The organism is Flavobacterium sp. TC780 (assembly GCF_056783245.1).
The window spans coordinates 1-13,628 of record NZ_JBXBAV010000142.1; the positions used below are offsets into that span (position 1 = coordinate 1).

Consider the following 13,628-nt stretch of genomic DNA (forward strand, 5'->3'; position numbering starts at 1 on the left):
TCAGAAGCTGGATAATTAAGACATTGTCCATAATTAATTAAAAAAGTAAATAATAGAGCAATAGTTAATAGTAGTTTTCTATCCATAGAATTATAAATTTATTTTGGTATGATATTTCTTTGTCAATCATTTTATTGACTCGTTATTAGCAATTTTATTTTAACAATTCATTACTTAATATTTTTTTAATAACATTCAGTAAATCAGCGTCTATTATTTTTTTATTTTCAATTTTTATTACACTTCAAAAAATAAACTCAACACGTTGTAGGTTTTTACTTTCAAGTGATTTAACCCTAAGTCATTTTATATAAATTTCCAAATTTTAAAAACTTAACAAATTATTGATTATTAGTTAATTACATATTAAAAATTGTTAATTTTAACAAATCCGCACCAAATAAAGCACAAAAAAAAACCTCTTACAAGATTTTTTTTTTTGGAAAACAAATATTCGTTATTCTACCTAAATATTCGTTTAAATACACAGTTATAATGTCAACATTTATATTTACTAAGTAAAAACTTACATTTAAGGGCTCGAAAATTCATATCTTAATCGAACAAACTTAAAAACAAGAAAATAAAATTATAACTCAATATAACCGTTTTCTCTAAAAACAAAAAACCATTTGCCTTTCAGCAAATGGTCTTTAAAATCTAACTAAACTGTATTTAGTAAATCACTTTCTTTGTTTCAACAAGTTTATTATCTAAAACTACTTTTACCACTAAAACCTGATTACTTAATTTTAAATTTTCAATAATTAATTTAGAATTTTCAACTGCTTCTTTTTTATATATCAATTTGCCTGAGATGTCATATATAAATACCTTATCTATAGTTTGATCATGTGTACTAATTTTAATTTCTTTATCTTCAACAGCAACCAAAATCAAATTTTTAGACGTATCAAATTCTTCCGTCCCTAAAGTTTTATTAGTATATCGCAATACAAATCTATCCTCGAAAACTCCGGTTTTTGTAGCAAAAGTATATCCTCCATTGTACAAATTATGTACGGTGTTAGTTACTCTATCTTCAAGATATACCTCTTGATTTGCTAATAATCCATCTGAACGGTCAATTGTAATAGTATAATTGCCAATAATTTCCGAGCTATATCCCAACGGTATTGTATCACTAACATCAAAAGGCAAGGCACGTCCTTGGATTATATATTTTTTATCTGAAGCTATACTATACAAATCTGCCATTTGTTCCACATCAAATTTGGCTCCATCATACTTGTTATCATATTCATTTGTAGCCCCGTCAACATATCCGATAAGTACTTGCTTAAAAAAACCATTCGTATTCGTTAAATTTAGCCATATACGACCTTCTTCAACAAAAGCTTCATTGGCTCCCTTTGCAGGTCTATAAAACTGAGTATTATTTCCAGCTATCCTCATATTATTATTAAAAACAATTGTTCCACTTGAAGCTATACTTTTAGCAAAAAAAGACTGCCCCGAGGCAATCTGACCTAAAGGAACTGAATTATTAACTCCTGGATTTAATGCTGCTGAAGTTGCTGTTCCTCCTGTAAAATTATAAACAGCATAATCATTTGCTGTATATGTAAAGCCTAAGTTTCCGCTATCCGCAATGGGTGTATTGTTCGTCAAAAATACAGTGTCCCTTCTAAAATAAGATCATTTGCTGTTAAAAAAGCTTTTGCATCCATTGCCAAAGGATATGGATTACCAATTAAATAAGGCTCATCTAATACTGTAATTGTCTGGCCTGTTATGTTTCCATTATTTGGTATCCCAGTAAACGAAACTGACTGGGAATAAGGATAACTAACTATTTCCCCATTTGGCCATGTCCCTGCTTTTGGAACCCTAATAAGATATCCTTTACCAGCTGTCATAGTATTGGTTGGTAACTCGGCTACCCATCCATTATTATATGAATACAACTTATTGGGATCAGAATTTGGCGATAGTAAATTAAACTTCTGTCCAGATACTGGAGAAGACCAATACGTATAATCTAACGCATTCATTGCTGTCGTTGTTCGGTTATAAATAATATTGCCTGAATTAGAAACATTATTCGTTTGCATCAAGCTCGCATTATTCATAAAGGTCAAACTAGTTCCTAAACTCAAGCTAACATTAACCGCATTTACGATAGACAATGTAGCTCCAGAGTTAAATACAACTTTGATTCCTGCATTTACTTGACAAGAGCATCCATTTAAATCTCCTGCTGTTCCCGTTAGAGAAGGTACAATTTCCCGAAAAAACAATATTCTGATTAATATTTGGAGTACCATTAGTCCATCCTGAGCCATTCCAATAATTGGTAACTAAACTCGGAACAGTAGCAGGAAGCGAGGCTGTAGAAATACAACCAGTTACCGAATTACTTACAGTAAAAGTATAGGTATTTGGTGTAAGATTTGTAATAACTGTACTCGATCCAGAACCCGAAGTAGTACTCGTGACTGGATTTGTCACTATAGTCCAATTCCCTGAAGGGAGCCCACTTAGGGCAACACTTCCAAAGGGAATTGTACAAGTCGGAGGTGTAACCAATCCGACTATTGGAGCTGTTGGTGTAGAATTAATCGTTATAGATACTGCCTGCGTTGTGCTACAATTCGCATCTGCAATTGTCATTACGCCTGAGTAGGTCCCTCCTACAACATTTGCAGGAACTACAATCGTATTTATATTACCTCCTGTTGGTGAAAAAGCAAAAGAAGTATTGAGCTGATCTGCTAATAAATTAGTATTTGCTGTTGCGTCCCAATCTATACTATACGTTAAGAGAGTTCCTGTAGTTGCAGTATATGTTAATGTTGCATTTTGTGCGCTAGAACTCGTACAAACACTTATAATTGTTCCTGTTGTTGTTATCGTTGGTAAATCATTTACTGTTACAGTAAAACTTGTACCAGAACTAACGCAACCAGCTCCATTTTTAACTATTAATGTACCCGTATAAGTACCTCCTACTGTACCCGCAGGAATGGCAATTGTAATGGGGCTTGCTGATAATGATGCGTTTGTAATCGCTGCAAAAGTATTACTAGGTGAAGTATTCCAAACAATACTATAGGTAGTTGGAGTTCCTGTAGTAGCACTATAAGCCAAAGTGGTATTTTGGGCACTTGTATTGAAACAAACGCTTGCTGTAGCTGCTGATAGGGTTATCGTCGGTAAATCATTTACTGTAACGGAAAAACTTGTACCAGAACTAACACAACCAGCTGCATTTTTAACTGTCAACATACCTGTATAAGTACCTCCTACTGTACCCGCAGGAACAGCAATTGTAATCGGGCTTGCCGATAATGAGGCGTCTGTAACCGCTACAAAAGTATTACTAGGCGAAGCATTCCAGACAATACTATAGGTAGTTGGAGTTTCTGTAGTAGCACTATAAGTTAAAGTAGTGTTTTGGGCACTTACATTAAAACAAATATTTGCTGCTGAAGCAGCTAAGGTAATAGTTGGCAAAGGATTTATAGTTACTGTAGTTGCTACAGAAGTAGCCAAAGAACAAGCTCCACTCAGAACAACTGCCCTAAATTCTGTGGTTGCAGTTAATGCATCAGAAGTATAAATTGTACTGGTATTATTTATATCATTCCATGAAGAAAATGGACTTACAGCATATTGCCACTTAACAACAGATCCTGTATGTCCTGATAATGTTAACAAAGCACTCGTGCTTCCAGAACAAATAGTTGTTCCTCCATTTACTGTTCCTCCAACTGTGGCTTCGGATATTGTTACAGTAGCAGTATTATTAGTCGTTATATTAGACGAACAAGTTCCTGAAGTAAGATTAGTAATTGTTATAGTACTAGAACCTAAAGCAGTCAATCCTGTTGCTGTAAACGTTCCCGTACCTGCTATCCCAACCGTCATATTTGCAGTTAGTCCAGTAGCACTAGGACTACTCCTATTATAAGTAACGACGTAATTACCAACAGGCAACAATACTCCACTCGACGTTACTGATATTGTAGATGTTGTACCTACAGATAAGCACACATTTGTTGCGCTAGTGCCTGTAATATTATAAGTTGGACAAGTATAAGTAATCGATACTTCACCCGCTCCTCCTGTACCTCCAATTTGAGCTGCCCCTAATGCAGAATTTATTGCTCCACCTCCACCTCCACCAGGGGCAGTACCTATATTTCCAGGCGCGGTTCCCAAAATTACACTTGAATTAGCACCTCCTCCGGCACCTCCAGAATTTCCGCCAGCTCCGCCAGCTCCTGAGAAAAGACCTAATGATAATAATGCTGAATTACCTGCACCTCCTGCAACACCAGCTATCCTGGTTGTTCCTGCCGACGCTGCAACTGTACCACCTGCTGTCGCACCTGGTGCAGTTCCTGTATTATTAGCACCTCCTCCTGATCCTCCGACTGCCAAAAATGAAGCTTCAAAACCTGTAATTGTAGAATTCCCTCCCGCTGTACCATTTGCTCCTGTTGTACCAGATGTCTGGCTTGCAACAACCACATTCAAACCTGCTCCAGGAGTAACTGTAAGTACAGAGCTTACATAAGCTCCTCCTCCTCCTCCAGCAGCACCTCTTCCTGCAAGTAAACCAGCACCACTGGCTCCACCTCCAGATCCACCTCCACCCCAAGCCTTAGCGGTAATACTAGTAACACCAGCAGGAACGGTAAATGTACTACTTGTTGTAAATGTGTTTGTGGTCTGTGACCATGAATAAATACTAATAAAACAGAAAAACAAAGATAATTTTATTCTCATAATAGTAGGTTTAATGATAAAAAAATCAACTAACTCTTTGTGATGTTTATGAGTGGTAATAAAAAGATAGCAGTATTAATTGAAGAAATTAATTAATAGCCTATCCTTTTCTCTAAAGGAAAATAAAAATTCCATAACATCCTGGGGCAAAGACAATTATAAAATACATTATTAAATTTAAAGAAAAAAAATCAAACCCAGTTGTAATATTGTTCATATTATCATGCGCTACAACGGTTAAAATTATATTATTATAAAATATTTAACAAAATAACCAGCAATATCACATAAGCAGCATTATTTGTTAATATGTTTTTCAAGAGATTATTCCTAAAATAGACTTTCAAAGCAAAACAATCTTCTGAAAAAAAATTAAAGCTTTACATTTGTTTTTTGTTCAATATTAAAACGACAATAAACGGTATGAAATCAGATTGTACTCCCAAAGAAGCTTTGCAAAAATTAGAGCATTTTTGTGCTTATCAAGAGCGCTGTCATGATGAAGTTGTGTCTAAACTATATAGCCTGAAAATGACTTCTGACGAGATAGACGCTATTGTTGTACAACTTATTACAGACAATTTTCTTAATGAAACCCGCTTTGCCTGTAGTTTTGCCCAAGGAAAACATAGAATAAAGCAATGGGGAAAAATAAGAATCGTAAACGAACTCAAAGCCCGCCATATTACTTCTACCAATATTAATCTTGCTCTCTCAGGAATTAGTAATGAAGAATATATAGAAACATTTGAAAAGTTAGCTCAAAAATGTTGGGATGGCATACATGAAAATAACCCGCTTAAAAAACGCAAAAAATTTTGCGATTATATACTACGTCGAGGCTATGAAAGTAATATGGTATATGAAAAGGTAAAAGAACTGGAAGCCGAAGCAAAATAATTTTCTACTTTATGGAAAAATGACACCCATTTTTAATATTGGCTAAATCTAAACTTAGCTTATTTATTCTACAAATTATATCTATTAAAATTATCTACAAATAATTCAATCGATTTCTTAAATACAAGATCATTTCTAAAAACTCAATTCATATCCATATACCACCATTTACAAGTGATTTACGCTTAAATTAAGCAAATTAATTGTAAGTAAAAGCGCTAAAAAACTAACTTTAGTTGCTCTTTGTCGAGTTTTTAAACACTTTGTCGAAAATTTTGAAAATTTAAATCCTGTTAACAATTTTACCTCGTAAGTAGATGTACTTTTGCGCGTTTAAAAAAAAATGCACCTAAAAAAGCACAAAAAACCTAGCCTACTTATATGAGAAAATTTATACTTTCTTTTTTATTATTACCTTTTTTTGGATTTGGACAAATTGTTGATTTAGTAAAATGAGGTGGTACAACAGTAACAACACCAACTACTATACTTTCTCCTAATGCTGTTAATGCAGGAAATATCACAGCCGGAAAAAATACAACTCTTAACGCAGTTGATTACGAAGGTTTTAAAGCTTATCCGTGGCCCACAAATTTTGTTAAAGATGAAAACAAATACATTCAATTTACAGTTAGCGCAAAGTCTGGTTATAAATTAAAACTTTCTTCTTTTGATTTTACTTATAAAGCTAATCCAAATGTAACACAATATGAAGTTCGCTATTCAAAAGATGATTTCAAAACAAGTACTTTATTATTAAACGAAGCAGCTAGAAGCGAAAAAACAAACAAATCTATAAGTTTAGCCGACATTAGTTTGCAAGATAAAGAGACTTTATACATCCGAATATATGGCTATAAAGTACCTATTAATGGATGGCTTGAGGCACCACTATTTTTAATGAATTCACATACAATTAAAGAGCCTGGTAACACAATTCCAACCATAAAAGGCAGCATAATATCTTATGATAAAAAAGATATTAATGCTAATGATGATAATGCAACTACAGATGAGGGGAGGTCTATAACAATAAATGTATTAAAGAATGATACAAAGGGAACCAGTTCTATTTCAAGTCTATCCATTGCATCCCCACCTTCGCCTACTGAAGGAACAGTAATTATAAATCCTGACAATAGCATTACTTTTCAACCTGCACCTAGTTTTACAGGTAAATCATCATTTACCTATACTATAAAAAACAGTTCTAAATCTTCAACAGGTAAAGTGTTTGTTATTGTTTTACCTCTTTCATCTGGTTTAGTCATTTGGAATGGAGCTTCACAAAAAACGGCTCCAGCTGTTTCTGATTATAATATTACTGCTTCAGACATTACTGTAAACGGAATGAGTTTTGATGCTAATTATGGTAATTTCAGAATCAATTCAATTCCTAGTGCAATAAATTATGATAAATATATTCAATTCAGTCTTGAACCTAAAGAGGGCTATAAAATAACACTATCCGAATTAAAATTTAGGTATAACTCAATAACCAGAAATGGTCCAAGAAAATATCAGGTAAGATTCTCTACAGATAGTTCATTTCCTTCAAACGGAACTATCCTTGCAGATACCAATACGATTTTAGACAAAAACACAGATGTCTCATTAACTTTTCCGAGTGGAACAGTAGCTTTAGAAAACAAACCTGTATATATAAGAATTTATCTTTACGAGGCTCCTCAAAATTATCAGGACTTTCTCTTTATTCACGATAATGGAGGCACATTAGGACCAACAATTGTTGGAATCGTATCAGATGTTAAAACATTAACAGCCATTAGCGATTCTGCCACCACCGAAATGAATCAAGCCATTGATATTCCAATTTTAGACAATGACATAATTGGATCAGAATCGTTGCAAAATATTGAAATTACAAAACAACCACTAAGCACGGAGGGAACAGTAATTATTAGTAGCACTAAGGAGGCTACTTTCACACCTGCTCCAAATTTTACAGGAACAACTTCTTTTACATATACAATTAATAACAAAAAAGTTATTCTTCGGCTACAGTAACTGACTTGTTAAAGAGCCTCTTATCAAAACAGTAATCTGGACTGGCAAGCGTTGGAAAAATGGTTATCCAAATGCCAATACAGACGCTATTATAGAAGGAAACTATGATAGTAAAACAAGACCCCTACAATCATACGAAATATTAGCTAACGTAAATAAATTAGTTATAAAATCAAAAATAAAAGTTACAATCAATGAAGGTGAAACCTTAGTTGTAAATAATAACATTGTTAATGATGGTACTTTAATTATAAAAAATGCAGGCGCATTAGTTCAAACAAACGACAATACAACATATACTGGATCTATAGGTTCGTTTGAGATGGAAAGAATATCAAAGCCAATGTACTCAACTGATTACACTTATTGGTCATCTCCATTAGCTCCCGACTAAAATTTACATTAAAAATGCTATCGCCAAATTTACAGGAAATAGATACTATACTTATAGCACTGACAAAGGATGGGAACTTAATAGTAGTGGCTCATTAGAAATGAAACCTGGATATGGCTATATTGTAAGAGCCCCTTATAATACCAATCTAGACATTAAATTACCATACACAGCAACTTTTATTGGAAAACCAAACAATGGTGTTACAAATGTAGATGTGTTTACTGTTGGAGAATTTACAACCAATCTAATAGGAAATCCATATCCATCAGCATTAAGTGCTGACTTATTTTATGAGCAAAATAAAGCGCTTATAAAAGGAACTTTTTATTTCTGGACACATAATACACGTATAAGCTCTGTAGCTGGTCCAAATGGAGAATATCATTATAGCCCATCTGATTACATTTCATACAATGCTACTGGAGCAACTAGTTCTGGAGATGCAGCATTCTGTTCTACTTGTGGTGGTGAAAAAATGACAGGTAATATTGCTAGTGGTCAAAGTTTCTTTGTACAGGCTAAAAAATCAGGCAAATTAACCTATAATAATGCCATGAGAATTAAAACAAATTCTAAAAACAATGAGTTTTCCAGAGCTTCAAAAACAGAGAAAGAAACGATAACAACTATCGAAAAAAATAGAGTTTGGTTAAATATAAAAAATGAAGCAGGCCTTTACAATGAAACACTTTTAGGATACATAACAGGTGCAACAAATGATTTAGATGAAGCTTATGACGGTCCATCATATTCAGCAGGAACGGCAATCTATTCTATTTTAAATAACGAAAATCTAGTAATCCAAGGTCGTAGCTTACCTTTTGATGAAAACGAGGTCATTCCTTTAGGAATCATTACTGATACTGCTGGCGAATATACTATTGGAATCGAAAGTTTGGATGGTTTTTTCCACGATCAAAAAGTGTTCTTGACTGATAAAACAACCAACATTACAACCAATTTAAAAGATTCTCGCTACCTTTTTAAATCTGAATCAGGAACTTTTAATGATCGATTTTCTTTACGTTTTACTCAAAAAACATTAGGAATTGACAAACCAACATTGGCAGAAAACGGAATCCTAGTTTTTCATCAAAATAAGCAAATTCAGGTTTCTTCAAATGACAAAAAAATCAATTCTATCATTATCTATGATATATTAGGAAAGGTTATATATAAAAAAGACACTATAAATAATACCACATTTAGTACTGGAGAACTAATCGTTCCTAATCAAATTGTAATTGTCAAAGTTAAAACTGAGGACAATTCAATAATTACAAAAAAGATAATTTTGTAATAAAAAAAGAGGTTATTCAGAACTAGCCTGAAAGTCAAAACTAGAAAGATAAGGTTAAGAAGTGATAGATTAATTGTTTTTTATTGATAAGAGAAGTCGTTATATTGAGCGGATTTTCTTATATTAGAAACTAAAAGACTACCCTTGTATTATGTGGGTCGAAGTGGAAACGCTCGACAAATGCCGTGAGAAGCATTAGAACCACTAACGTACAAGGGTTTTATATTCTAAAATTCTCACATTATGAATGCAAAAAACACACCCACTACAAGCTACGACCCTGAAAAACTTATCGAATTTTTTAATAAGGACGTACCTCCTGAATCTATAGCTAAAATAATTCGCAACCTAAACTACGTAATTGCTTTGACCATAATTAGAAGAAATGAAACATTAGAACACCACACAAAAGAATTAGACCACGGGTTATATTGGTTAAATCAACTAGCCGAAATTCTAAACCCACATCTTACTATTGATTAAAAACAAAATAGGCTATCAAAAAAATGATAGCCTATTTTATTATGCTTTTTCTATTAAAATACTTACTGCATTCCCTCCAAAACCTACTGCATTAATTAAAATCTTTTTTATAGGTTTTGTTTGTTTTTGCTCTTCTGCAAAAGGAACTCCAATAAATGTATTGTGCTGCATCATTAAAATTGCCATTTCTACACTCAATATTCCTGAAGCTCCAAAAGTATGTCCGATCTTCCATTTATTGGTAGTAAGCAAAGGAAGCTTAGTTCCATCTGTTGGGTCGAATATTTTTTGGATTGCTCTGTATTCTGTTAAATCCCCTTTATTGTTCCTGGTGCATGCATTACAATTACATCTACATCTTCTGGACTTATTTCTTTTAAAGCCATTTTCATAGATTTTTGAAAACAAGTTGCTTCTGCCGAAATAGATATATTGTGCTCCAAAACTTCTGTAGCATATCCTACTCCAGTAATATAAGCAATCGCATTTTCTTTTTCTCCAGCTTCAAGACAACAAACTGCTGCCCCTTCGCCCAAGACCATCGTATTCTGAGTTTTATTTAAATCAAATGCCAAATTGGGCCATTTATCGGTATTTAAATCTACTCTGGAATAAATTTTTAAAGCGCGCATTTGTGCAATCGTAAAATCGGTCAACGGAGCTTCACTACCTCCTACCAAAAATTTGTCGACCATACCTGCTCTTAACCATGCTACACCATTTAATAAAGCATGTAAGGCTGTAGAGCAAGTAATAGAATGGGAGATTTCTGGGCCAGAACTCTGTAAATCATGCGCTATCCAAGACGATATATTCCCTAATGTAGTTGTTGGCGAAGCCAATGTCTGTGCTTTTCCTGTTTCTAGATATTCCTGATAATGTTTTTCGAATAAATCGGTAGCTCCACGAGAAGAACCAATATTAATTCCAAAAACAGCCTCTGAGTCCCATGCAGAATTTTTTATCGCCTGTCGTGATGCTGCTAAAGCAAACAAAACACTGTTGTCAAGAAATTTATATTTAATATCCGAATTACGAACCTGATCTACAATTTGTTTAGAATCAGCATCAAGTGCAGCAACTGGAGTTTCTTGTTTATCCAATTCCTGCAAAGTAAAACAATGTTTATTACTCAAATAATTCTCCCAAACGTCTTTTGGATTGTTTCCTAAAGGCGAAATAGAAGAAAAGGAAGTAATTGCGATTTTTTTATTCAATGTTCTTATTTTATTAACTGCAAAATTTACAGGATTTTATTTTTAATTAAATTCAAGAAGTCTAAAGTCCTATAATCAAACCATTTCTATAGCTTCTTCTATAATCGAATATACTTTTTCAAGTTGCTCATCACTAATAATATATGGTGGCAAAATGTAAACTATATTCCCAACTGGTCTTAGAATAACTCCTTTATCAATAAAGAAATTATAAAGTTTGGTTCTCATCGATCCGTAATAACTTTCTTCTGAATTAGATTTTATTTCTAATGCAAAAATAACTCCTAACACTCTGGTTGTAACAACTCTTGAATGATTTTTTATTTTATTCTGAAAATTAAGATGCCTTTTGTTTACACGCTCGATATTGTCTTGCATTTCTTGAGTTTGCAACAAATCAATACTTGCCAAAGCTGCGGCGCATCCTGTAGGATTAGCTGTAAAAGTATGTCCATGAAACAATGCTTTATTAATATCGTCATCATAAAAAGCATCAAAAACGTCTTGAGTAAAAGTAGTAATGGCCATCGGAATTGTCCCTCCTGTTAGTGCTTTTGAAAGACACATCATATCAGGTTTTTCAATTAGATAATCCATTGCAAATGTTTTACCAGTTTTACCAAAACCTGTCATCACTTCATCGGCAATTGTAAGAACATTATTTGCTGCACAAATCTTAATTAAAGTTTCTAGTGCTTCTGGCTCATGCATAACCATTCCTGCTGCTCCCTGAACTAATGGTTTAAAAATAAACCCTGCACAATTCTTCTCTTCTATTACTCTTTTTAATGCATCAAAACTCTCTTGCTCTTGTCCTTTTACTGGAGCTGGAATTCGAACTACATCTATAAACATTCCTTGAAATGCCTGTGTGTAAAAAGAAATTCCACTTGCAGCCATCGCAGCAAACGTATCTCCATGAAAAGCATTTTCAAAAGCAATAATCGTAGTACGTTTTTCACCTTTATTAAAAAAATATTGCAAAGCCACTTTTATCGCAACTTTACCGCTGTAGAACCATTATCTGAGAAGAAAATTTTCTGTTGGTTTTTAGGTAAAATTTCAATTAATCTTTCAGCAAGAACAATTGCTGGTTCATGTGTAAATCCGCCAAACAAAACGTGTTCCAGCGTAGTTAACTGTTTGTAAATTGCATCTGCAATAAACCGATTACTATGCCCAAAAGGGTTAACCCACCAAGAGGCAATCGCATCTATATATTCTTTATTATTTTCATCCCAAAGCAACGCTCCTTCTCCTCGAGAAATAGCAATTGGAACTACTGCTGTTTTATGCTGTGTATAAGGATGCCAAAGATATTGGCTGTCTTTCTCTGATAATGTCATTTTGTGAAATGTTTATTTGTAAAAAGTAAAATGTATTTTTTGTAAAATGTATACTGCAAGTTGTGGAATGCATTTTACTTTCCACAAAAAACATTTTACAGTCCTAAAAGATTCTCTCGAAATAAATCGGCGTATTCGCGAATTACATTTTGGTCAAAATAAGGTTCTTCATCAATTCGTCCAATACATTTTACCCCTGTACTATTTAAAATAATAGCTTCAGAAGATTTATTTTCGCTTCCGCTAAAAATAATTCCTGCAATATTTAATTTTCGGCTCTTCAAAGCTTCTATTGTTAGCACTGTATGATTGATGCTTCCTAAATAATGCCTAGAAACCACTATAACTTTAATAATTTGGTTAATTAAATCAATTACAAATTCCTTATTATTTACTTAAAAAACCCTCCTGCCCTTTCAATAACCAAATGATTATCAGTTTGTGGTTCTGTTATCTCATTCAAATCGATAATAACGCCATCAATTTCTGCAGCCAAATGAGGACTTGCAGTGTATTTAATGCGTATGAATTTTTATGAAATTGAGATTTTTTATTCGAAATTTTTGACTGAACTTTTCCTGTATCTGAGTTATCTAAATCACCTGCCTGAATTGGTTTCCAATAATCTGCTTCTAATGCTTCTACGATAATAGCCGAAGCAATTGTTTTACCAACATCGGTAGAAATACCTGTAATAAATAGTTTCATTCCCTTGTTTTTATTGAGTGCAAAAATACCAATAAAAACAAAACCCATCATTACGATGGGTTTATTGTTTTTGATTATTCTTTTTAATCGATCTATAACCTTCTTTATTTCTTTAGCGTATTTGCCATAAAAATAATGTACCCACCACTCCAGTGCCAATCCCATAGACAAAATAGAAAAAGCCACCACTGTAAAAACACTAATTAATTGAGAATTATTAAAATCGGTTATTTGAAATCCTGGTTGTTTTGAAAATTCATTATATAAAAATCCAATTAAGAACAAAACGATAAACGGAGTCAACGCAAATCCAAAAGTTTTATATAATTCCATATTTAACCTAACATCAAAATAGGTTTCATATAAACTGTCTTTTGTACTTAAGGTAATCTTGTTTAATCTTTTATAAAACAAATACAGTAGGTGCTGCCTCCCTAACAACAGGAGCATGTATTAACCTTAGGCATATAACTGAACCAGTAGACTATACACAA

7 protein-coding genes and 3 pseudogenes are annotated in these 13,628 nt (G+C 33.3%); 4 read left to right on the top strand and 6 right to left on the bottom strand.

All coding sequences use genetic code 11. The features are described 5' to 3' along the window. Positions 1–675: 675 nt before the first annotated feature. The 3 genes from AC1RYN_RS15320 to AC1RYN_RS15330 all read right to left on the bottom strand — a co-directional run bounded on the left by AC1RYN_RS15320 (position 676) and on the right by AC1RYN_RS15330 (position 4,755). Positions 676–1,632, bottom strand: a complete 957-nt coding sequence (locus tag AC1RYN_RS15320) for a T9SS sorting signal type C domain-containing protein (protein ID WP_481807645.1) — start codon at positions 1,630–1,632, stop codon at positions 676–678. Continuing rightward, the gene (locus tag AC1RYN_RS15325) at positions 1,629–2,093 is read right to left on the bottom strand and encodes a hypothetical protein (protein ID WP_481807646.1); all 465 of its coding nucleotides are present in this window, start codon (positions 2,091–2,093) and stop codon (positions 1,629–1,631) included. The genes AC1RYN_RS15320 and AC1RYN_RS15325 overlap by 4 nt, the downstream gene beginning before the upstream one ends. Before the next feature lie 70 nt (positions 2,094–2,163). Next, a complete protein-coding gene (locus AC1RYN_RS15330; RefSeq protein ID WP_481807647.1) occupies positions 2,164–4,755 on the bottom strand; it encodes a beta strand repeat-containing protein in 2,592 nt (863 codons plus the stop codon). A 423-nt stretch (positions 4,756–5,178) separates the two neighbouring features. Here AC1RYN_RS15330 and AC1RYN_RS15335 point away from each other — a divergent pair, with 423 nt between their 5' ends. The 4 genes from AC1RYN_RS15335 to AC1RYN_RS15350 all read left to right on the top strand — a co-directional run bounded on the left by AC1RYN_RS15335 (position 5,179) and on the right by AC1RYN_RS15350 (position 9,863). Next, positions 5,179–5,655: a regulatory protein RecX gene (locus tag AC1RYN_RS15335; RefSeq protein WP_481807648.1), complete on the top strand. Its 477-nt coding sequence runs from the start codon at positions 5,179–5,181 to the stop codon at positions 5,653–5,655. Between the two features lie 816 nt (positions 5,656–6,471). Further along, positions 6,472–7,683 carry an Ig-like domain-containing protein gene (locus AC1RYN_RS15340; protein ID WP_481807649.1) on the top strand — a complete coding sequence of 404 codons (1,212 nt, stop codon included), beginning with the start codon at positions 6,472–6,474 and terminating at the stop codon, positions 7,681–7,683. Positions 7,684–8,177: 494 nt separating this feature from the next. Next, the gene (locus AC1RYN_RS15345; RefSeq protein ID WP_481807650.1) at positions 8,178–9,380 is read left to right on the top strand and encodes a hypothetical protein; all 1,203 of its coding nucleotides are present in this window, start codon (positions 8,178–8,180) and stop codon (positions 9,378–9,380) included. Positions 9,381–9,623: 243 nt separating this feature from the next. Beyond that, positions 9,624–9,863 carry a hypothetical protein gene (locus tag AC1RYN_RS15350; protein WP_481807651.1) on the top strand — a complete coding sequence of 80 codons (240 nt, stop codon included), beginning with the start codon at positions 9,624–9,626 and terminating at the stop codon, positions 9,861–9,863. 39 nt (positions 9,864–9,902) lie between these two features. Here the strand turns inward: AC1RYN_RS15350 and AC1RYN_RS15355 are convergent. The 3 pseudogenes from AC1RYN_RS15355 to bioD all read right to left on the bottom strand — a co-directional run bounded on the left by AC1RYN_RS15355 (position 9,903) and on the right by bioD (position 13,134). Beyond that, a pseudogene (locus tag AC1RYN_RS15355) lies at positions 9,903–11,080 on the bottom strand (beta-ketoacyl synthase N-terminal-like domain-containing protein). A gap of 75 nt (positions 11,081–11,155) precedes the next feature. Then, positions 11,156–12,426, bottom strand: a pseudogene (bioA, locus tag AC1RYN_RS15360) (adenosylmethionine--8-amino-7-oxononanoate transaminase). 95 nt (positions 12,427–12,521) lie between these two features. After that, positions 12,522–13,134: pseudogene (gene bioD / locus AC1RYN_RS15365) on the bottom strand (dethiobiotin synthase). Positions 13,135–13,628 lie beyond the last annotated feature (494 nt).